22 protein-coding genes are annotated in these 20,959 nt (G+C 68.5%); 8 read left to right on the plus strand and 14 right to left on the minus strand.

What is annotated here, in order from left to right:
* Positions 1-76: 76 nt before the first annotated feature.
* From O9280_RS11530 to O9280_RS11545, 4 genes are all read left to right on the plus strand, one after another.
* Positions 77-1,006 carry an ABC transporter ATP-binding protein gene (locus O9280_RS11530; RefSeq protein WP_298342672.1) on the plus strand — a complete coding sequence of 310 codons (930 nt, stop codon included), beginning with the start codon at positions 77-79 and terminating at the stop codon, positions 1,004-1,006.
* Positions 1,003-1,791: an ABC transporter permease gene (locus O9280_RS11535; protein WP_298342675.1), complete on the plus strand. Its 789-nt coding sequence runs from the start codon at positions 1,003-1,005 to the stop codon at positions 1,789-1,791. Before O9280_RS11530 ends, O9280_RS11535 begins: the two co-directional genes overlap by 4 nt.
* A gap of 67 nt (positions 1,792-1,858) precedes the next feature.
* On the plus strand, positions 1,859-2,674 hold the full coding sequence (locus O9280_RS11540) for an alpha/beta hydrolase (protein WP_298342678.1): 816 nt from the start codon (positions 1,859-1,861) through the stop codon (positions 2,672-2,674).
* 10 nt (positions 2,675-2,684) lie between these two features.
* Positions 2,685-3,659: a GGDEF domain-containing protein gene (locus O9280_RS11545; protein ID WP_298342681.1), complete on the plus strand. Its 975-nt coding sequence runs from the start codon at positions 2,685-2,687 to the stop codon at positions 3,657-3,659.
* Positions 3,660-3,662: 3 nt separating this feature from the next.
* On the opposite strand, the gene O9280_RS11550 is transcribed toward O9280_RS11545, so the two are convergent.
* From O9280_RS11550 to O9280_RS11585, 8 genes are all read right to left on the minus strand, one after another.
* Positions 3,663-4,856: an ATP-binding protein gene (locus tag O9280_RS11550; protein ID WP_298342684.1), complete on the minus strand. Its 1,194-nt coding sequence runs from the start codon at positions 4,854-4,856 to the stop codon at positions 3,663-3,665.
* A gap of 97 nt (positions 4,857-4,953) precedes the next feature.
* The gene (locus O9280_RS11555) at positions 4,954-5,775 is read right to left on the minus strand and encodes a TatD family hydrolase (RefSeq protein WP_298342687.1); all 822 of its coding nucleotides are present in this window, start codon (positions 5,773-5,775) and stop codon (positions 4,954-4,956) included.
* Between the two features lie 13 nt (positions 5,776-5,788).
* Positions 5,789-6,991, minus strand: coding sequence for an NAD(P)/FAD-dependent oxidoreductase (locus O9280_RS11560; protein ID WP_298342691.1), 1,203 nt, complete (start codon positions 6,989-6,991; stop codon positions 5,789-5,791).
* Entirely contained in the window at positions 6,981-7,526 is a 546-nt protein-coding gene (locus O9280_RS11565) for a YaeQ family protein (RefSeq protein WP_298342693.1), read from the minus strand. Before O9280_RS11565 ends, O9280_RS11560 begins: the two co-directional genes overlap by 11 nt.
* Positions 7,527-7,581: 55 nt before the next feature.
* A complete protein-coding gene (locus O9280_RS11570) occupies positions 7,582-8,436 on the minus strand; it encodes an alpha/beta hydrolase-fold protein (protein WP_298342696.1) in 855 nt (284 codons plus the stop codon).
* Positions 8,436-8,840, minus strand: a complete 405-nt coding sequence (locus O9280_RS11575) for a DUF3224 domain-containing protein (RefSeq protein ID WP_298342699.1) — start codon at positions 8,838-8,840, stop codon at positions 8,436-8,438. Before O9280_RS11575 ends, O9280_RS11570 begins: the two co-directional genes overlap by 1 nt.
* A 34-nt stretch (positions 8,841-8,874) precedes the next feature.
* Entirely contained in the window at positions 8,875-10,761 is a 1,887-nt protein-coding gene (locus O9280_RS11580; RefSeq protein WP_298342704.1) for a DUF2075 domain-containing protein, read from the minus strand.
* Between the two features lie 3 nt (positions 10,762-10,764).
* The gene (locus O9280_RS11585; RefSeq protein ID WP_298342707.1) at positions 10,765-11,259 is read right to left on the minus strand and encodes a hypothetical protein; all 495 of its coding nucleotides are present in this window, start codon (positions 11,257-11,259) and stop codon (positions 10,765-10,767) included.
* 91 nt (positions 11,260-11,350) lie between these two features.
* Between O9280_RS11585 and O9280_RS11590 the strand changes: the two genes are divergently transcribed.
* Positions 11,351-12,505, plus strand: coding sequence for a serine hydrolase domain-containing protein (locus O9280_RS11590; protein ID WP_298342710.1), 1,155 nt, complete (start codon positions 11,351-11,353; stop codon positions 12,503-12,505).
* On the opposite strand, the gene O9280_RS11595 is transcribed toward O9280_RS11590, so the two are convergent.
* From O9280_RS11595 to O9280_RS11610, 4 genes are read right to left on the minus strand one after another with little or no spacing between them, the layout of a single operon-like run.
* Positions 12,466-15,699 (minus strand): efflux RND transporter permease subunit, encoded by a 3,234-nt coding sequence (locus O9280_RS11595; RefSeq protein ID WP_298342713.1) that lies wholly within the window; start codon positions 15,697-15,699, stop codon positions 12,466-12,468. The genes O9280_RS11590 and O9280_RS11595 overlap by 40 nt on opposite strands.
* Positions 15,692-16,765 (minus strand): efflux RND transporter periplasmic adaptor subunit, encoded by a 1,074-nt coding sequence (locus O9280_RS11600; RefSeq protein WP_298342716.1) that lies wholly within the window; start codon positions 16,763-16,765, stop codon positions 15,692-15,694. The genes O9280_RS11595 and O9280_RS11600 overlap by 8 nt, the downstream gene beginning before the upstream one ends.
* An 11-nt stretch (positions 16,766-16,776) precedes the next feature.
* A complete protein-coding gene (locus O9280_RS11605) occupies positions 16,777-16,980 on the minus strand; it encodes a DUF2892 domain-containing protein (protein WP_298342718.1) in 204 nt (67 codons plus the stop codon).
* Between the two features lie 57 nt (positions 16,981-17,037).
* On the minus strand, positions 17,038-18,306 hold the full coding sequence (locus tag O9280_RS11610) for an FAD/NAD(P)-binding oxidoreductase (RefSeq protein WP_298342721.1): 1,269 nt from the start codon (positions 18,304-18,306) through the stop codon (positions 17,038-17,040).
* A 197-nt stretch (positions 18,307-18,503) separates the two neighbouring features.
* Here O9280_RS11610 and O9280_RS11615 point away from each other — a divergent pair, with 197 nt between their 5' ends.
* The 3 genes from O9280_RS11615 to O9280_RS11625 are packed head-to-tail and all read left to right on the plus strand — an operon-like array spanning position 18,504 to position 19,634.
* The gene (locus tag O9280_RS11615; RefSeq protein WP_298342724.1) at positions 18,504-18,917 is read left to right on the plus strand and encodes a metalloregulator ArsR/SmtB family transcription factor; all 414 of its coding nucleotides are present in this window, start codon (positions 18,504-18,506) and stop codon (positions 18,915-18,917) included.
* Positions 18,917-19,168 (plus strand): DUF2798 domain-containing protein, encoded by a 252-nt coding sequence (locus tag O9280_RS11620; protein WP_298342727.1) that lies wholly within the window; start codon positions 18,917-18,919, stop codon positions 19,166-19,168. Before O9280_RS11615 ends, O9280_RS11620 begins: the two co-directional genes overlap by 1 nt.
* Positions 19,161-19,634, plus strand: a complete 474-nt coding sequence (locus O9280_RS11625) for an OsmC family protein (protein WP_298342730.1) — start codon at positions 19,161-19,163, stop codon at positions 19,632-19,634. The genes O9280_RS11620 and O9280_RS11625 overlap by 8 nt, the downstream gene beginning before the upstream one ends.
* A gap of 39 nt (positions 19,635-19,673) precedes the next feature.
* Here O9280_RS11625 and O9280_RS11630 read toward each other — a convergent pair whose 3' ends face one another.
* On the minus strand, positions 19,674-20,183 hold the full coding sequence (locus O9280_RS11630) for a Dps family protein (protein ID WP_298342732.1): 510 nt from the start codon (positions 20,181-20,183) through the stop codon (positions 19,674-19,676).
* A gap of 42 nt (positions 20,184-20,225) precedes the next feature.
* Positions 20,226-20,957 carry a peroxiredoxin gene (locus O9280_RS11635; protein ID WP_298342735.1) on the minus strand — a complete coding sequence of 244 codons (732 nt, stop codon included), beginning with the start codon at positions 20,955-20,957 and terminating at the stop codon, positions 20,226-20,228.
* Between the last annotated feature and the right edge of the window lie 2 nt (positions 20,958-20,959).

Here is a 20,959-nt window from a genome sequence, read left to right on the forward strand (position 1 = left end):
CGCGCCAGCTGCCCGGCGCGGAAGCCGGGGCACCTATACTTCACGCCCTGCACTCCCGCCCGCCGCCTGAAGGCCCATGGCCGCCGTCCCCGCGCTCTGCGTCACCGACCTCCGCAAGACCTACGACAACAAGACGGAAGCCCTGAAAGGCGTTTCGCTCAGCGTGCAGCCCGGCGATTTCTTCGCCCTGCTGGGGCCCAACGGCGCCGGCAAGAGCACGCTGATCGGCATCGTCAGCTCGCTGGTGAACGCCAGCGCGGGCACGGTGTCGATCTTCGGCGTCGACCGCTTCGCCCACCGCGAAGACGCGATGCGGCTCCTCGGCCTCGTGCCGCAGGAGATCAACTTCAACATGTTCGAAAAGCCCTTCGACATCCTCGTGAACTACGCCGGCTTCTACGGCGTGCCGCGCGCCGAAGCCGAGCGCCGCGCCGAGGAGCAGCTGAAGCTCGCGCAGCTGTGGGAGAAGGCGCAGGTGATGAGCCGCACGCTCTCCGGCGGCATGAAGCGCCGGCTGATGATCGCCCGCGCGATGATGACGAACCCGCGGCTGCTGATCCTCGACGAGCCCACCGCCGGCGTGGATATCGAGATCCGACGCGGCATGTGGAAGCTGCTGCGCGAGATCAACGCGCAGGGCACCACGATCATCCTCACCACGCATTACCTCGAGGAGGCGGAGAACCTCTGCCGCAACCTCGCGATCATCGACAAGGGCCGCATCGTCGAGCAGGGCCCGATGCGCGACCTGCTGGCCAAGCTCGACGTCGAAGGCTTCGTGTTCGACATCGAAGGCGCGCTGCCGGCCACGCTGCCGGCCATCGAGGGCGTCAAGCTGCACGCCGAGAACCCCCAGACGCTGAAGCTCGAGATGCCGCGCGAGATGGACCTCAACCGTGTCTTCGCCGCCTTCCAGCAGGCCGGCATCACCGTGCGCTCGATGCGCAACGAGGTGAACCGCCTCGAGGAGCTCTTCGTCCGCCTCACCAACAAGGACGCCGCATGAGCGCCGCCACCGCCAACCCGAACTGGACGGCGTTCCGCACCATCATCCGCCGCGAGATCACGCGCATCGTCCGCATCTGGGGCCAAACCCTGGTGCCGCCGGCGATCACGATGACGCTGTACTTCCTGATCTTCGGCAAGCTGATCGGCAGCAAGATCGGCGACATGGGCGGCTTCAGCTACATGGACTTCATCGTGCCGGGCCTGGTGATGATGTCGGTGATCCAGAACGCCTACGGCAACATCAGCTCGAGCTTCTTCGGCGCGAAGTTCGGCCGCCACATCGAGGAGCTGCTGGTGGCCCCGCTGCCGAACTGGGTGATCCTCGGCGGCTATGTGGGCGGTGCCGTGCTGCGCGGCTTCATGGTCGGCGCCATCGTGCTGGCGGTGGCGATGCTGTTCACCAAGGTGCGCGTGCACGATTGGGCGGTGACGGTGAGCACCGTGCTGCTCGGCGCGGTGATCTTCTCGCTCGCCGGCTTCGTCAATGCCGTGTACGCGAAGAAGTTCGATGACATCGCGATCATCCCCACCTTCATCCTCACGCCGCTCACCTATCTCGGCGGCGTGTTCTATTCGGTGAAGCTGCTGCCGGACTGGGCCGAAGCGGCCACGCACGCCAACCCGATCTTCTACATGGTCAACGCCTTCCGCTATGGCCTGCTGGGCACCGGTGCCACCGACGTGCCGCTGTGGAGCGCGTATGCCGTGATGCTGGGCGCCGTGGTGGCGCTGACCTGGCTCGGCCTCTGGTTGCTGCAGCGCGGCGTCGGCCTGCGCAGCTGAGGAACCCCCGCCCGAATCGGGCGGGCGCTATGCTCCACGCGACCCACTTTGGGCGCGGGAGTACGTGATGGACGAAGCGGCCACGCTCGATCTCCACCGGCGCCACCGCGTGCGGGTGGAGGGAACCGGCCCCACCCTGCTCTACGCGCACGGCTTCGGCTGCAGCCAAGCCATGTGGGACGCGATCCTGCCGGCGTTCGCCGCGACCCATCGCCAGGTCTCGTTCGACTACGCCGGATCAGGCCGCTCCGATCGCGCCGCGTACGATCCAAAGCGCCACGCCTCGCTCGAAGGCTACGCGGACGACCTACTCGCGATCGCGCGCAGCGTCGCACCGCCCGAAGGCCTCACCCTCGTCGCGCACTCGGTGAGCTGCAGCATCGGCATGCTCGCCGCCGCACGCGAACCGGCCCTCTTCCGCGACCTCGTGCTGCTCGGCCCAAACCCCTGCTTCATCGACCATCCGCCCGACTACATCGGCGGCTTCCAGCGCGCCGACCTCGAAGGCCTGCTCACGCTGATGGACCAGAACTACCTGGGCTGGGCGCAAACCCTGGCCCCGGTGGTGGCCGGCGAGGGCGGCGGGGCCGAGGTTTCGGGGCGGCTTTCCGAAAGCTTCTGCTCGACCGACCCCAATGTGGCGCGCCAGTTCGCCGCGGCCACGTTCTTCTCGGACAACCGCGCCGATGTCGAGCGCGTCCGCACGCCTGCGCTGCTGCTGCAGCACCGCCATGACGCGCTCGCCCCTCTGGACGTCGGACGCTGGCTGAAGGCGCACCTCCCGCAGGCCACGCTGGAGGTCCTCGACGTCGCCGGCCATTGCGCCCACATGAGCCACCCGGCATTGGTCATCGACGCGCTGCGGAGGCGGCTTGGGCCCTGAGCGCCCATCGATGGCCGAGCTGCTGCCGCGCCTTCCGGCGCTGTTGATCGTCACCGATGCGAGCGGGAGCCTGCAGGTGGTGACCGGCGACGTCGTCGAAGAGCTGGGCATCGATGCCGGCGCGCTCGACTACATCGGCACCGTGTTCGGCCGCGCCTCGGCCATCTTCCTCGAGACCCACCTCTCGCCGCTGCTGCGTCGCGAGGGGCGTTTCGATGAATGCCATGTGCTGTTGCAGTCGCCGGGCGGCACCCCATGGCCCTGCCTCGTCAGCGCACGTCGCCTCGACGACGGCGCGCGCTTGCTCTGGCTGTTCTTCCCGGCGCGGGAGCGCGCCCGCTTCGAAGCCGAGCTGGTGGCCGCGCGTCAGTCCGCGCAGGGCCTCGCCAGTGAGCTGGCCGAGGCCAATCGGCGCCTCGAGGCGCAGTCCGAGGCCATCCGCACGCGCAATGACGAGCTTGACCAGCTCGCCCGCACCGACCCACTCACGGGCCTCGGCAACCGGCGCGTGCTCGATGCCGCGTTCCTGGCCCGGCCGGCCGCCCCACAGGACGGCACGCCGTCGACCGACAGCGCGCTGCTCATGGTCGATGCCGACCACTTCAAGGCCATCAACGACCGCTGGGGCCATGACGTCGGCGACACCGTGCTGGTGGCCATGGCAGGCGTCCTCCGCACCTGCCTGCGGCGCAGCGACACCGTCGTGCGCCTCGGCGGCGAAGAGTTCGCGTTGTGGCTTCCCGACGCGAACCCCGAGGCCGCCGCGCGCGTGGCGGAAACCGTGCACGCCAAGATGGCGGCCGTGCGGCTGCCGGACGCTGCCCAGGCGCTGACGGTGAGCATCGGCGTGGCGATGCTCGGGGGCCAACGCCACCGGAACGACCTCGCGCAGTTGCTGAAGCGCGCCGACGAAGCGCTGTACCTCGCGAAGCACTCCGGCCGTCACTGCACGCGCTGGGCGGATGCGCCGCCCGGCAGCCGCTGAGGTTCAGCCCTCGCGCCAGTCCTCGCCGGGCAGGATGCGCCGCAGGTAGGCGTCGAACATCGGCACGGTGAACGCGGTATCGCCGTGGTTTGGGCTCCACACCATGCCTTTGTCGATCAACTGCGCACGGATGGGCCCCATCGCAGTGACCTTGCGACCGAGGGTGTCGGCGATGTCGCCGGAGCGATGCGGGCCCGGCCCGAGCGCCGCCATCGCGCGCAGGTAGCGCTTCTCGGCCAAGGTCAGGCGATCGAAGCGCACGCGGAAGAAACTCTCGTCGAGGGCGGCCACCGCCTCGCGCGCGGCGCGTTCGACATCGGCGACCGTGATCGGCGAGCCCTTCGCCACGTCCCAGGCGTGCTTGCCCCACTCCTGCAGGAAGTACGGGTAGCCCTCGGTGGCGTGGAGGATGGCCTCGGTGGCGGCGGGCTCGAAGCGCACGCCCAGCGCGGCGGCCGGCACTTCGATGGCATCGCGCGCGGCGGTGGCGTCGAGCGGGCCGATGAAGGGGAAGGCAAACAGGCGCTCGGCATAGGACTTCGCGCGGCCCATCTGGCCGGGCAGCGACGGCAGGCCGGCGCCGACCAGCACCACCGGCACCTGCTGCTGCGCGCAGCGGTGCAACGCCGTCACCAACGACGCCAGCTGTTCCTCCGGCACGTACTGCAGCTCGTCGATGAAGAGCACGAGGGCCGTGCCATCGGCCTGCGCGGCGCGCGCGGCGGCCTCCAGCAGGGCCAGCAGGTCGCTCTCGAGGTCGCCGTTGTCGGCCAGGCCGGGCTCGGGATCGAGGTCGATGCCCACTTCGAGGTCGGCGTACTTCAGCTTCAGCGATTTCGCGAAGCCAGCCAGCGCGCGGAGGCCGCGGCTGGCGAGGTCCTTGGCCTTGTCGCGTCGCGAGAGGCGCAGCAGGGCGAGGCGCAGCTGCGGCGCCAGCATGGCCGGCAGCGAGCGGCCTTCCGGCGCCTCGATGCGGATGGTCTCCATCCCGGCGGCCTCGGCGTCCTGCCGCATGCGGTCGAGCAGCACGGTCTTGCCGACGCCGCGCAGGCCGACCAGCAGCACGCTCTTGGCCTGACGGCCGGCGCGGATGCGCGCAGTGGCGATCCGCACCTGCTCGATGAGCGCGTCGCGGCCGGCGAGTTCCGGGGGCGGTGCCCCGGCACCGGGCGCGTAGGGGTTGGCGATGGGGTCCATGGCCCATAGTCTAGGCCGATGTTTGGCAAATTACGCATTTTGGATAATTCGCCAAACCTCGACCAATCTCCCGGGAGAGGCGACCCCGCCGGCGGCCTCAGGCCTCCGGTAGCCGGAAGAAGGCCCGCGCGGTCGCCGTGGTGCTCGCCGCGGTCACCGCCACGTCCTCGCCGCGGTCCTTCGCGAGCTCGTGGACGATGTGCGGCAGGAAGGCCGGCTCGTTGCGACGGTCCTTCGGCGTGGGCTTCAGCGTGCGCGGCAGCAGGTAGGGGCAGTCGGTCTCGACCATCAGGCGGTCGGCCGGGATGCGCTTCACCAGCTCGCGGAGGTGCTGGCCGCGGCGCTCGTCGCAGAGCCAACCGGTGATGCCGATGTAGCAGCCGGCGTCCAGCGATTCCATCAGCGCGCGCTCGTCGCCGGTGAAGCAGTGCACCACCGCCGGGCCGCAGCGCGGCAGGAAGGGCTTGAGGATGGCGAGGAAGTCGTCGTGCGCGTCGCGCTGATGCAGGAACAGCGGCTTGCCGCATTCGACGGCGAGCTCCAGCTGGCGTTCGAAGGCGCGCTGCTGCGCGTGTCGTGGCGCGAAGTCGCGGAAGTAGTCGAGGCCGGTCTCGCCCACCGCCACCACCTCCGGGTGTGTGAGCAGTTCGCGCAGTTCGGCGACGGCTTCGTCGGTAACTTCAATGGCGTGGTGCGGGTGCACGCCGGCGGTGGCAAACAGCCGGCCCGGATGCGCGCGGGCGAGATCGAGCGCGTGGCGCGAGCCCTCGCGCGAGGCGCCGGTGACGACGAGCTGGTGCACGCTCGCCTCCGCCGCGCGCTCGAGCACGGCGTCGAAATCGTGGCCGAAACTCTCGTGCGTCAGATTGGCGCCGATGTCGATGAGCGGGTGCGGGAAGGTGGTGCGGTAGGGGTTCATGAACGAAATCAATTCAAACGTGTAGTCCGGCCGCGTGCCCTGAGGCCCAAGCCCATTGGAAGTTGTAGCCGCCGAGCCAGCCGGTGACGTCGAGCACCTCGCCGACGAAATGCAGGCCGGGCACGCGGCGGCTTTCCATCGTGCTGGACGAAACCTCTTTCGTGTCGACGCCGCCCAGCGTCACTTCAGCGGTGCGGTAGCCCTCGGTGCCGCTGCAGACCAGCGGGAAGCGGGCGAGCGTCTCGGCGATGCGCTGCATCGGCTTCGGGTCGATCTGCTTCATCGGCCTGCTCTCGAACACCGTCTCGCACAGGCGCTCGGCGAAGCGCTTCGGCAACAGCTCGCTCAGCACCGTGCGTAGCTGCGCGTCGGGGCGCGAGGTGCGGAGCGCGGCGAGGGTTTCGAGCGCGTCCTGGCCGGGCAACAGGTCGAGCTCCAGCGTGTCGCCGGGCTGCCAGTAATTGGAGATCTGCAGGATGGACGGGCCGCTGATCCCGCGATGGGTGATCAGCATCGCGTTGCTGAAGGCGGTCTTTCCGCACCGGGCCGTCACCGGCAACGCGACGCCGGCGAGCTCCGCCATGGCTTCCGCGGGCTTCCCGGTTTGCGTGAGCGGCACGAGGCCGGCGCGCGTGGGCAAGACCTCGTGGCCGAACTGCTTGGCCAGCGCATAACCGAAGCCGGTGGCGCCCATGCTCGGGATCGACAGGCCACCGGTGGCGACGACCAGCGATTCGGCATCGACGACGCCTTGCGAGGTGGTGACGCGGAAGCGCGGCGCGCCTTCGGTCGTGGCCTCCAGCGTCTCGACGGACTCGACCGCGCACGAGGTGCGCACATCGACGCCGGCCTCGGCGCATTCGGCCAACAGCATGGCCACGATCTGCTTGCTGCTGTCGTCGCAGAACAGCTGGCCCAGCTCTTTCTCGTGGTAAGCGATGCCGTGGCGCTCGACCATGGCGATGAAGTGCGCCGGCGTGTAGCGGGCGAGTGCGGACTTGCAGAAGTGCGGGTTGGCGGAAAGGAAGTTCGCCGGCGTCGTGCCGGTATTGGTGAAGTTGCAGCGCCCACCGCCGGACATCAGGATCTTCTTGCCGCAGCGATTGGCGTGCTCGATCACGCGCACGCGGCGCCCCCGACGGCCCGCGGTGAAGGCCGTCATCAGCCCGGCCGCGCCGCCGCCGATCACGACGACGTCGACGCGATCAGGCCGCACGCTGGTGCCACACGGGCGTGACGCTCACCGAGCCGCCCTCGCCCATCAGCTGCACCTCGCCGTCCTGCACGAGGCACTGCAGGTCCATGCCGCGGGCGAGCAGCGGCGCCAACGCCTCGGCCGTGCCGGCCGGCAGTTCGACGACGTCGAGGTTGGTGCAGCGCGCGAGGCCCGCAGCGTTCTTTTCCCACCACAGGCCGAAACCGCGGCCGCTGTAGCCGAACACCGTGACGCGGCGCGAGCGCCCGCAGGCGCGGCGCACGTCGGCTTCCTCGGGCTGGCCGAGTTCGATCCAGTGCTCGATGTCGCCGGTGAGCGAGCGCAACCACACGTCGGGCTCGCCGTCGCTGCTGATGCCGCGGCCGAACTCCAGTCGTTCCTCCGCGAACAGCCCGAAGGCGAGCAGGCGCACCATCAGGCGCGCATCCGTCTCGGAGGGGTGCTGCGCCAAAGTCAGCGTGTGCGTGGCGTAGTAGTGGCGATCGAGGTCGGAGACCTGCAGCGTCGCGCGGTGGACGGTGGCCTTGAGCGCCATGGGGATTCCGGGGAAGAAGCGGGGGGCATTGTAGGCGAGCCCGCCGGAGGCCCGGTCAGCGCGGCGCGCAGATCGGGTCGAAGCGCCAGCACAGGGCGGTCGGCAGGGCAGTGCGCCACGCGCCCTCGTTGTGTTCACCGTTCGGGTCTTCGAGGAAGTTCATCCGCGCGGAAGGCGATTGAACGCTCAAGGTCTCGAACATCGCCCGGGCTTTGGGCAGCGTCGATTCACTATCCTTGCCCCCGGCGTAGATCAACGCGTATTGCCCCGGCTTCAACGGCGTGCGCGCCGTCTCCTCGGCGATGGCCGGCGAGAACCAGTAGCTCGGCGAGAAGATGATCGCGCCGCCGAAGACATCAGGCCGCCGCAGCACCGCGGCATGCGCCATCAACCCGCCCATCGAGCTGCCGACGATAGTGGTGGAGGCCGCCGCGGGGCGCGTGCGGTAGCGCGCATCGATGGCGGGCTTCACCGCACCGACGAGATCGGCGAGGAAGGCCTCGCCCTTCGCCGGGCGGAACTCGGGGTTCTCCCAGACGCTCAGTTCCTGCATCCGCGCCTCGCCGCCGTGGTCGACGCCGACCGCGATCACCGCGAGGTCGTGCTTCGCCAGCAGGTCGTCCAGGGTTTCGTCGGCACCCCATTCGCCAACGTAGCTCGTGGCCGCATCGAAGACGTTCTGCCCGTCCATGAAATAGACGACGGGATAGCGGCAGCCCTCGCAGTTCGTATAGCCGCGCGGCAGGTAGACGCGCAGCGTGCGTTCGACGCCCAGCGTGGGCAGCGCGACGGTGAAGGTCTCGAAGCGCGAGGGCGAGGCGACGGTGGATTCGCGCGCCGGGTCGGCGGCGACGGCATCCGCGGCAATGCCCGCGGTCGTCAGCAGCAGCGAAGCGACGAGCACGCGCATCACTCAGCCTCCGGCAAGGTGTAATCGAAACGGTAGAAATGGTCGCCACCGGCGATGTCGATGCCCATCCGCCCGGAAAGACCAACGAGCTGCCCGGTGCCCGAATCCGGCACCACTTCGAGGAACAGGCGCTTCATGCCGCGCTCCATCACCCCGCTGTGCTGGAGCACGAAGCTGCCCAGCCGCCCGTCCAGCATCCCGACGACGCGCTCGATGGCGACGTAGCCGGCCGAGCCTTCCACGAAGGTGCGCGCGGAGAGCATCTCGCCGCGGCCGACCGCATCGAGCAAGCCTCCGTAGCGCTTGTCGAGCCGGAAGCGGCCAAGGTGCGGCGGGGCATCCGCATGCGCCAGCGGCTCGGGCGTCATCTGGACGTGGAAGGGACCTTCGATGGTGTGGGTCATGGCGTCACGAACGTTGGATTGGCTCCGCGCCACTCTAGGGTGCCGGCCGGGGCGTGACCATTGCGGCCCGGAAGTACGCCGCCGTTTCCGGATCCGAGCAATAGACGAAGCACCCCTTCATTCCACGAGTCATCAGGGTCCGATAGGTATTGCGAATGATGCGGTCGAGGCGCTCGCTTGTCTCCTCGGGCTTGGCCTTCTTGAGCGCCTTCCAACCACGAATGGATTTGTCCTGCTTCGAACGGCCTTCCGGCACGGTGATCAGGCGACCATCGCGTGCGACGAGATCAGGGCCAATGATCACGCCAACGGTATCCACCTCGAGGCCTTGGCATGTGTGGATGCAGCCGACCTCTTCGACTGAGGTGGGTGCCATGATCCACAGGCTGCCGTCCGACCCGAGGTTCCATCGCCGGCGGAATCCATGCTCGGCGATCACGATGTCGAAGGCATCTTCTTTCTTTTTGCTGACCCAGTCCCAGCAATAGCCCGCCACGAGCCTCGAACGATTGTTCGTGGCATTCAAGGCCTTGATGGTGTCGTGCAGTTCGGTCGGGGAGTCGAAAACCCGGAAGTCGTAATCCTGGGGCCGGAGGCCGCGATTTGCCGTTTCGCGTAGACCCAGCGTGTCGTCCAACCACGCGAGATAGCCGTCCGAGCCATTGCATCGGAACTGCGAGGCCAATGCGAGCCGGGTCACGGCGGCCCCTTCCTGCACTGCCCAACGCTCGATTTCCGCTGAGTGGCCGATGTCGGCGAGCGTCACGATCTGGTCATCGTCAACGAAGAAGACAGTGCAACGCGCGCTCCGGATCAGCTCCGCGATCTGGTTCTCGCCAAGGTTCTGGTACAGGCCGGATTTCGCGTTCAGTCGGTGGCCTTCATCAACGATCAGGGCATGGAAGGTATTTCGCGGCGTCTGGTGAAAGCTTCCCGACCCGGAGAACAGGTTGTCCACAACACTGGGGCGCACCGTGCCCTTCATCCGCGCCTTGTAGACAGCGCGCGGCGCGGCGTTTTTCGACACGTATTTGCATAACTTTCTTTCGCCCGTGAGTGCGGCCATCAGTTGGACGGCGAGCACCGACTTTCCGGTTCCCGGCCCGCCTTGGACGATCACCACTTGCTTCCGCTCATCCGTGGCCATCCGCGCGATGGCGCGAATGTCCTCGTAGACCATCTTCTGCTCGTCGATGAGCACGAACTCGCGGTGGCCCTTGATCATCGAACCCACCGCATCGGCCAGGGCCTTGGACGGACGGATTTTCCCGCCTTCGATCTGCACGATCAGGTCAGCGTCATCACCCTTGCGGATATGCGACTTGATGAAGTCGCGAAGTCGTTGCAACTCGGTGACGCCCTTGAGGAAGACCGGCGCTCGTTCGAGGTATTCCCCGTATCTCGGATCACTGACCCCCAAGCCGGAAGGGTGGTTGTGAAGGTAGGCGCAGGGCGAAAGATCCACCCCATCCTCGTAGGCCACCGTATTGAACCCCTTCAACAGCTCGGCGTAGGACCACGCCTGATAGCTGGGATGAAGCCCTTCACGCTCCAAACCCGAGCCGCCACGTTGTGCAAGAAGGACGCCATCCTTGTTGCTGGCGGTCGAACTGGACCATTGCTTCAGCTCGACGATGATGAGGCGTGACCGATCATCGTCTCCGAGCCCCGACAACATCACGTCGATGCGCTTCGAGGTCTGCGGAATGCCGAATTCGATGCCGACACCCAAGGTGTCGGGGATGTCCGGATCGCGAAGGACTTTGGCGACTTCGGCCAGTGAGGCCTTCCACGAGCGGAACTCGCTCTCCGGTGCGTAGCGCCCGGTCTTCGCCAGGAAGTTGGACGCGATGACATCCTCGATGAAGCCGTTGTCGGAGACATCGAGGAAGCCGCGCTTGTTCGAGTGATAGACGAGCATGGGTCACCCGCAGCGGATGGTGCCAGCGTCCTGCGCCGGGCGTTGGCCCCGCGCGGCCTGGACACGAAGCACCTCACCACCCACGGAACGCTTCAGCCAACCGGCCGCTTGGGCGCAGATGGGCACGGCGGCTTGGGCGGCGGTCAGCCCTTGCAGCTCCACCATCACGACTGGCCCGCCAGCGGCGTCACTCACGCCCTTCACCCGCACCGCCGCGAGGCGTTGCTCGATCGTCAGTTGCTGGCGTTCGGCCGTGTCACGAGCCATGGCGTCGCCCGCCGCTTGGATTTGAGCCTGCATCTGGCGCGTGGCTTCGCGGAGATCCCGTTCTGCCAGCTTGGCGTGCACGGTGTATTCGTAGAACGGGTAGGCGAGCAGCATCACGAGCGCGGCACCGAGGCCGATCCATAGCCGGCTCCAGGCGCCTCGGTCGGTGTCTTCGCTGGCTTGGCGGCGGCGAGCCCCGAGCTCCCCGGCGTCGTTTCCCCACGTCGTCATGACATCGCGCTCCGTATCCCTTCGAAGCGCCATTGGGGCCCAGCCGCAACACCCCGGTCAACCATCCCGCCCCCGCCGCGTTACCCGCCCCATGCGCCCTCTCCTCGCCCTCCTCGCCCCCCTGCTGCTGGCCCTGCCCACCGCGGCACAGACACCGGCCAAAGTCGATTTCTCCGTGGTGGATGCCCGCATGCAGTCGCTCGTGGCGCGCTACCGGCTCGACGGTGCCTCGCTGTGGGTGTCGCACAACGGCCAGCCCGTGCTGACGCGCCACTACGGCGGTTACTCGGACGCCACCCGCATCCCCATCGCCTCGGCCAGCAAGTGGGTCTCGGCCCTCGTGCTCGCGCGGCTGGTGGAGCGCGGCACCCTGCGATGGGATTCGACGGTGGGCGAATGGTGGCCCACCGCACCGGCCGACAAGCGCGCCGTCACCTTGGCCCAGCTGTTCTCGCACACGAGCGGGCTGCCCGGCGACGAGTCGGGCTGCATCGCCAACGCGCTCACCACGCTGCAGGCCTGTTCCTCGCAGATCCTCGCCGGGCCGATGATCGCCGCGCCCGGCAGCACCTTCGCCTACGGCGGCCTGTCGATGCAGGTGGCCGCGGCGATGGCCGAGCGTGCGACCGGGCTGGGGTGGGACGTGCTGTTCGCCCGCGAGCTGACCACGCCGCTCGCGCTCACCGCCACCGACTTCGGCCTCAACAGCACCGCACCCGGCCTCGTGGTGGTGCCCAACCCGCGCATCGCCGGCGGCATCCGCAGCACGCTGGCCGACTACCGGAAGCTGATGGCCATGTGGCATGCCGATGGCGTCATCCGCGAAGGCCCGAACGCCGGGCAGCGCTATCTCGCCGTCGCGACGATTCGCGCCATGCAGCGCGACCACGCCGAGGGCACGGTGAAGCAGGACGTGCCGCCCGTGCCCCAGGAGCTGAGCGCCTGGGGCTATGGCTTCGGCCACTGGATCCTGCCGACCTCTCGGGCCGGCGCGCCGGTCGTCGAGTCGAGCCCGGGTGCCTTCGGCTTCCAGGGCTGGGTGGACGGCGCCGCCGGCATCGCCGGCGTGTTCATGGTGCAGGACGCCAACACCCGCATGGCGCCGGAAGCCGAGGCCGTGCAGGCCGACCTCGCGCGCCTGCTCGATCCGCCGCGCTTCACGCAGTCGGCGGGCCCGGCCGCGAGCCCGCCGCCACTACCCGGCCATCAGGCGGTCCGCGGACGCCCGCGCAACCACGCGAAGTAAAGCAGCGGGATCACGACGAGCGTCAGCAGGGTGGAGACGGCGATGCCGAAGATCAGGCTGATGGCGAGGCCGTTGAAGATCGGGTCGTCGAGGATGAACAGCGCGCCGAGCATCGCCGCCAGCGCGGTGAGCCCGATGGGCTGCGCGCGAACGGCGCAGGCCTCGATGACGGCATCGGCGAGCTCACGGCCGTTCGCGATCTCGTGGTTGATGAAGTCGACCAACAAGATGGAGTTGCGAACGATGATGCCCGCCAGCGCGATCATGCCGATCATGCTGGTTGCGGTGAACTGCGCACCGAGCAGCGCATGGCCCGGCATCACGCCGATCACGGTGAGCGGGATCGGCGCCATGATCACCAGCGGCACGACGTAACTGCGGAACTGCGCGACGATCAGCAGGTAGATCAGCACGAGGCCCGCGGCGTAGGCGAGGCCCATGTCGCGGAAGGTCTGCCACGTCACCTGCCACTCGCCGTCCCACTTGATGGTGAAGGCCAGCGGGTCATCGGGCGCGGTGAAGAAGCGCTGCGCCACCGGCACGCCGACGTCGATCGAATCGACGCGGCCCACCAGCGAGAACATGCCGTACAGCGGCGAATCGACCTCACCGGCCTCGTCGGCCATGACATAGACGACCGGCAGCAGGTCCTTCTGCATCAGCATCGGCTCCCACGGCTCGCGACGCACCTCGACGAGCTCGACCAGCGGAATCATCCGCCCGTCCTGCGCACGCACCTTCAGCGCCAGCAGCTCGTCGATGCGCGCCTGTTCGCCCGCCGGGAGGCGCAGGCGCACCGGGATGGCGTGCTTCGCCACGCCGTCGCGCAGGTAGGTGGCGTCCACACCGCCCACGGCGAGCGCAAGCGTCTGTGCGATGGCCTGCTGGCTGACGCCCAGGCGTGCGGCGCGCACGCGGTCGACCACCACCGTCTCGCGGGAGGCCTTCGCTTCCAGCGAAGTGTCGATGTCGACGAGGCCATCGGTGTCGCGCGCGAGGCCTTCGAGGCCTTCGGCGATGCGCCGCACCGTGGCGGCATCGGGGCCATAGATCTCGGCCACCAACGGCGCCAATACGGGCGGGCCGGGCGGCACTTCCACCACTTTCAACGCGGCGCCATAGCGGGTGGCGATCGCCTGCAGGGCCGGGCGCCAGGCGCGGGCGAGGTCGTGGCTCTGGTCGTCGCGGTCATGCTTGTCGACCAGGTTCACCTGCAGGTCGCCGAGCGCAGCGCCTTCGCGCAGGTAGTACTGGCGCACGAGGCCGTTGAAGTTCACCGGCGCCGAGGTGCCGGCGTAGCCCTGCACGTCGAGCACTTCGGGGCGCTCGCGGAGTTCGGCGGCCAGTTCGAGGAGCAGAGCATTGGTGCGCTCCAGTGGCGTGCCTTCCGGAAGGTCGACGACGATCTGCAGCTCCGACTTGTTGTCGAAGGGCAGCATCTTCAGCACGACCAGCTGCACCACGACGAGGCCGACCGACAGCGCCACCGCGGCACCGATGCCGGCGAAGAGCTTGAACCGGCGCGCGCCGCCCTTGGCCGGGTCGAGGAAGGGGCGCATCAAGCGGTCGAACACGCCGTGCAGGCGCGCCGCGAGGCCGCCGTGGCCGTGGCCACCCGCCTCACCCAAGCGCGCGTAGTGGCGCGACAGCAGCTTCACCGCCAGCCACGGCGTCACCGTGAGGGCGATCAGCAGCGAGAGCAGCATGCCCACCGAGGCGTTGATTGGGATCGGGCGCATGTACGGGCCCATCAGCCCGGTGACGAAGGCCATGGGCAGCAGTGCCGCGATCACGGTGAAGGTCGCGAGGATCGTCGGGCCGCCGATCTCGTCGACCGCCGCCGGCAGCGCCTCGCGCAACGATTTGGCGCCGAGCGTCATGTGGCGGTGGATGTTCTCGACCACGACGATGGCGTCATCGACAAGGATGCCGATGGAGAAGATCAGTGCGAACAGCGAGACGCGGTTGATGGTGAAGCCCATCGCCCAGCTGGCGAACAACGTCACGGCCAGCGTCAGGATCACCGCCGCGCCGACCACCAGCGCTTCGCGCCAGCCGAGCGCGACCAGCACCAGCAGCACCACGGCCATGGTCGCGAAGACCAGCTTCTTGATCAGCGTGATCGCCTTCTCGTTGGCGGTGAAGCCGTAGTCGCGCGTCACCGTGGCATGCACGCCCTCAGGGATCAGCGCGCCTTCAAGGGCGACGAGGCGCTCGCGGATCGCGGCCGTGATGTCGGCGGCGTTCGCACCGGGCTTCTTGGCGATGGCCAACGTGACGGCTGGGGCCCATTCCACGGGCGACGCGTCGCCGGTCGGCGCGCCCGCGCCCGTCGCGTGCCAAACGTAAGCGGTCGGTCGGTCCGCGGCTTCGCGGATGGTCGCGATGTCGGCGAGACGGAGCGGCTGGCCCTCACGAAGGCCGAGCACGAGATCGGCCACGCCGTTCGCGTCGGCGAGGAAGGTGCCCACCGTCACCGGCACCTGCGTACCGCTGGCATCGACGCGCTCGCCGGCCTGCAGCACCACGTTGGCCGCGGCCAGCGCCTGCTGCAGTTCGCCGACCGTCATGCCATGCGCGGCGAGGCGCGTGGCGTCCAACTCGACGACCACCGCGCGCTCCGGCGCGCCGATCGTGGTGATGTCTCGGGTGCCGGGCACGCGCTTGAGTTCGGTTTCCAGCGCACGGGCCACGGCGCCGAGTTCGGTCGCACCGCGCTGCGGATCGTCCGTCCACAGGGTGACGCCCATCACCGGCACGTCGTCGATGCCCATCGGGCGCACCAGCGGCGGGCCCACGCCCAGCCCCGGCGGCACGAAGTCGGCGTTGGCGAAGACCTGATTATACAGGCGGACGAGGGCGTCCTTGCGCGGGATGCCGACGTCGAATTCGACGGTCACCACGGCCATGCCGGGACGGCTCATCGCGTAGACGTGCTTGACGCCTTCGACCTCGGCGAGCTTCTGCTGCAACGGCACGCTGACGAGTGATTCGACGTCGTGCGCGGACGAGCCGGCGAAAGGCACGAAGACGTTCGCCATCGTCACGTCGATCTGCGGCTCTTCCTCGCGCGGGGTGATCATCACCGCCACGAGGCCGAGCAGCAGCGCCGCCAGCGCCAGCACCGGCGTCAGCGGGTTGGTCTGGAAGGCCCGGGCCAGGCGGCCGGATACGCCAAGACGAGGCTCACTCATCGGCGGCCTCCCGCGCGGCGCGCTGGGCCACCAGCGCGGCCACCGGGTCGAGCGCGATGGCCTCGCCCGAAGCGAGGCCGGCGATCACTTCCACGCGATCCCCGAACACCTCGCCGACGCGGATCTGCCGCAGGCCCACGCGGCCCTCGGGCGACACCACGTAAACGGCAGCGATCTCGCTGCGACGGACGAGCGCCGTGGCGGGCACGAGCAGGCGCTCGGCCTCGCCCAGCTTGAAGCGCACCTTGACGGTGTTGCCCGGCTGCAGGCCGGTTTCCATCTCCGGCAGCTCGACGCGAACGGTGAAGGTGTGGGTCTGCGGGTTCGCCGCGGGGAACACGATCACCTCGCGGGCCTCGACGTCGCGGCCGTCGGCCAAGCGCACCGTGGCGGTCTTGTGCTCGCGGATGGCCGCGATGTCGGCCTGCGGCACCTGCACCTCGACGCGCAGCTGGCCGAGCGAAAGGCCCGACACCAGCGGCTGGCCCGGTGCGACGGTCTCGCCGATCTCGACATGGCGCTGGGTGACGAGGCCCGAGTACGGCGCGCGCACCACGGTGTAATCGACCTGCTCGCCCGCCTGCTTCACGCCCGCTTCGGCGGCGGCGAGGGCCGCGCGCGCGGCGTCGCGCCGTGCGGTGGCCTGGTCGAGCTGCGAGCGCGCCACCAGCTGGCGCCCGGCGAGGTCGGCGATGCGGCGCTGGTCGGCGTCCGCTTCCGCGGCCTGCGCGCGTGCGGCCCGCAGGGCGGCTTCCGCCTGCGCGCGACCGCTGCGCTGCTCGACGTCGGTGAAGCGCACGACGATGTCGCCGGCCTTCACCACGTCGTTGACGTCGAAGGGCAGTTCGACGACCCGGCCAGCGGTTTGCGCGGCGAGCGTTGCCTGGTTCACCGCCTGCACCACGCCGTCCCAGCTGCGCTCGCGCGCGGCGGTCGCCGGCGCGACGGCGAGCGTCTGCAAGCCGGGATCAGGCGACGTGGGAGCCGCGTCGTCGCTGCCCGAACAGGCGGTGAGCGCAAGGGCGGCGAAGAGGGCGGCAGCGAGGGGCAGGCGGCGGAAAACCATGGGGAAATCCTTCAGCGGAACGCAGAGCCGGACGAGAAACCCAGCTTTTTGAAGACGATGGCGGCCGGGCAGAAGCCGGAGAACGCGGATTGCAGCAGATTGAGGCCGATGAACACCGTGAACAGGACGAACCACGGCGAGACGAAATGGGTAAGGGCGACGGAAAGAAGGGTCATGACGCCGGCGAAGGCGAAGACAGCACGGTCGATGTTCATGGTGGAGCTCCGGGGAAAGGATAGGGGGAACGGCAGGCGCGTGGCTCGGCTCGATGCTTACTTCAGGCGCCCGATGCCCAAGGCCTTCAGGACGTACTTCTCGTAGATCGGCTCGGTGTTGCCGGATTTCATCTTGGCGAGGAAGTACTTCTCGAACGCCACCTTCGCCACATGCACCCACTTGCCGACCTTCGCCCACGTGACGTTGCGGGGCGGGATCTGCGGGATGGCGACGAAGGCGGCGCCGGTGTCGCCCATGTCGGCGAGGCAGATGGCGTTCCAGGTCGGCACCTCCTCCGGCTCGCGGCCGGCGAGCACCGCGGCGAGGTTGTGCGCTATCGCAGTCACCATCGATTCGATCATGAAGCCGGTCTTCGGCGCGCCGGTCGGCACGGTCGTCACTTCGACCGGCGGAATCGCCACGCAGACGCCCGCTGACCAGACGTTCGGGAAGGCCGGGTGACGCTGGTGCTTGTCGATCAGGATGAAGCCGCGCGGATTGCCCAAGCCCTCGACGCCACGCACGGCGTCCACACCGGTGAACGGCGGCATGATCATGGCGAAACGATGGGCAACGGCGTGCTCCTTCACCGCGTTGCCGCGCTCGTCGAACTCGGTGGCGCTCACCGCATCCCCGGTGACGCCGGTGATCTTGGCGTTGGCGATCCACTTGATGTGCCGCTGGCGGAGCTCGCTCTCGAGCAGGCCCTTGCTGTCGCCGACGCCGCCGAGGCCCATGTGGCCGATGTAGGGCTCGGGCGTGATGTAGGTCATCGGCACGCGGTCGCGCAGCTTCCGCTTGCGCAGGTCGGCGTCGAGGATCATCGCGAACTCGTAGGCCGGGCCGAAACAGCTCACGCCCGGTGCCGCACCGATGACGATCGGACCGGGATTCTTCAGGAAGTCTTCGTAGGCGGCCCAGGCAGCGACCGCGTGGTCGGTCGTGCAGATCGAATGGCTGTGCGCCTCCGGGCCGAGGCCGGGCACTTCATCGAAGGCGAGGCGCGGCCCCGTGCAAATCACCAGATGGTCGTAGGCGAGCTCGCGACCGTCCTTGAGCACAAGACGGTTGCGGGCGGGATCCACGCGCTGCGCGCCCGCTCCGTCGAAGCTGATCTGCTTCTTGGCGAGATGGCCGGCGACGTCGATCTGGATGTCGGCGGCTTTGCGCCAACCGACGGCGACCCACGGGTTCGACGGCGTGAAGCTGAACTTCCCGCCCTCACCGACAACGGTCACCTCATGCTCGCGACCCACGGCGGCGCGGATTTCATAGGCGGCACTCATGCCACCGAGCCCTGCCCCGAGAACGACGATCTTCGCCATGGCACGCCCCGCATTGAGTTGGTTGGTTTCTAATTTAGCACGCGCTAAAGTGAATTCAAGCGATGCCCGATCGACGGTCGGCCAGGCGTCGTGCCCTGCACTACGGAGGCTGCATGACCCGCCCGGACGACGCTCGAGGTGCCCGCGGAAGCGGGCTTTGCCGACTGACCGGGTCGTCGTCCTACAATCCAAGGCCTATGCCCAAGACCACCACCCGCCTGCCGCCGATGGCGGCCGCCATGGCCGCACAGGCCGAAGCCGCCGCCGAGCTCCTGAAGACGCTGGGCAACCCCCAGCGCCTCCGCATCCTTTGCCTGCTGGTGGAAGGCGAGCATTCGGTCGGCGAGATCAACGCCCACGTGCCGCTGTCGCAGTCGGCGCTGTCTCAGCACCTCGCTGTCCTGCGGGAGCAGGGACTCGTCGAGACGCGACGCGAGGCGCAGACGATCTTCTACGCCTTGGTCGATGGCCCCGCTCGCGCCATGCTCGGGACCTTGCACGACCTCTATTGCCCAACCCCCGAGGCCGCGGCGCCGAAATCCCGCCAAGCGGCGAAGTCGGCACCTCGGCCAGCCGCGGCGAAGGCGGCTTCGCGCCGCAAGGCCTCCTGATGGACAGCCTCAAGTTCCGCGGCCTGTTCGCCGTGCTCATGGCCCTGCTGATGGCCTTCCTGATGAGCGCCGTGCTCACCGCGGTCAACACGGGCGTCGATGCCGGTTTCGTCGGCCGATGGCTGCATGCCTTCGTCGTCGCGTGGCCGATCGCCATCGTCGCGGCCTTCTTCTGCGCACCGATCGCCCGGCGCTGGACGATGCGCCTTCTCGCGGCCTCGACCCGGAACGCGGGACACCCTGATGGATGACAAGCGCATCGAGGTGACCCTGCACCAGCAGGAGGGCTATGCCTTCCGGATCGAGTTCGGCGATGGTATCGACGACCTGCTGTCGGACGAGCCAGTGCCGCTCGGCGCCGGACACGGCCCAAATCCATCCAAGCTGCTGCTGGCCTCGATCGCCAATTGCCTGGCGGCGAGCCTCACGTTCGCTCTGCGCAAATTCGGCAACCAGCCCGGTCCGATCACCGCCCGGATCACCGGCCTCATGGGCCGCAACGCCGAAGGCCGGTGGCGGATCCCGCGAGCCCGCGTGGAGATCACGCTGGCCGAGCATCCGGGCGTGCACCAGCAGTTCGAGCGCGTGCTTGCCCAGTTCGAAGACTTCTGTGTCGTCACCCAGAGTGTCCGCGACGGCATCGATGTCGAGGTCGAGGTCCGCGACGCGGACGGTCGCGTCCTGCTGGGCGACAAGAGCAACGAAGGCGGCGGCTGAGGACTGCGGTCGCCGCCGCAACATGCCCTGTCTTGAGCGTCAGGGCGCCAGCATGCTGCGCAGCATCCAGGCCGTCTTTTCATGCATGGCGAGGCGCTGCGTGGCGATGTCCGCGGTGGGCTGGTCGTCGGCCTTGTTGGCGAGCGGAAGGAGTGCGCGCGCACTGCGGGCGGTCGCTTGCTGGGCATGGACGAGATGGCGAAGCATGTCGTCGGCGGACGGCACGCCCTCCACCTCACCGAAGGTGGCCAACTGTGCGAACTGCCGGTAGGTGCCCGGGGCCGGGAAACCGAGCGCCCTGATGCGCTCGGCGATGTCGTCGAGCGCGTTCCACTGCTCGGTGTACTGGCCCATGAACATCAGGTGCAGTCCGTTGAACTGCGGCCCGGTGACATTCCAATGGAAGTTGTGCGTCATCAGGTACAGCGTGTAGCTGTCCGCCAGCAACACGGACAAACCCTGCGCAATGGCCTTGCGGTCCTTCTCGCCGATACCGATGTCGATGGCGGGCATCTTCGGCACGTTCTGGGCTTTCGCTTGCTTGGCCATGGTCTTTCTCCAGTGGATGGTGCGGGTAAACAACGTGCCGCTTCAGGACGCCTTCTTCATCGAAAAGTACCAGTCGGTCGTCTCGAGCCCTTCGCCGAGGCGGGCCTCGAGGTCGGCCACGGTCTTCGGCGCTCCGACCAGCACCTTGTCGCCGGGCTGCCAGCCCTCGGGCGTAGCCACGCCCTGCGAGAGGCTGGTCTGCAGGCCGCGCACCAGGCGCAGGATCTCCGCGACGCTGCGGCCGTTCGTCATCGGGTAATAGACCATCGCGCGCAGGATGCCGTTCGGGTCGATGATGAAGGTGGCGCGCACGGCCGCCGTGTCGGAGGCGCCCGGATGGATCATCCCGTAGGCGCGGGCCACGTTCATCGACAAGTCCTCGATGATCGGGAAGGGAATCTCGACGCCGAACTTCTCCTTGATGTTCTGCACCCAGGCGAGGTGGGAGTAGATCGAGTCGATCGACAGGCCGAGCAGCTCAGTGTTGATGGCCGCGAAGTCGGGAGCGGCCTTGGCGAAGGCGGTGAACTCGGTGGTGCAGACCGGCGTGAAGTCGGCGGGATGCGAGAACAGCACCAGCCACTTGCCGCGGTAATCGTCGAGCGATCGGGGACCGAAGGTGGTCTGCGCCTGGAAGGCCGGCGCGCGCTCGTTGATGCGCGGCAGGCCATAGGCGACGGGCGCGGCCACCGCAGCGGCCGGAGCAGCAACGGTGGAAACCATCGGCGCAGCGTTTGCGGCGACCGGAAGGACGTTGGAATCAGTGCAGCTCATGG

Origin of the sequence: Silanimonas sp., from assembly GCF_027531545.1 — a bacterium.
Lineage (GTDB): Bacteria > Pseudomonadota > Gammaproteobacteria > Xanthomonadales > Xanthomonadaceae > Silanimonas.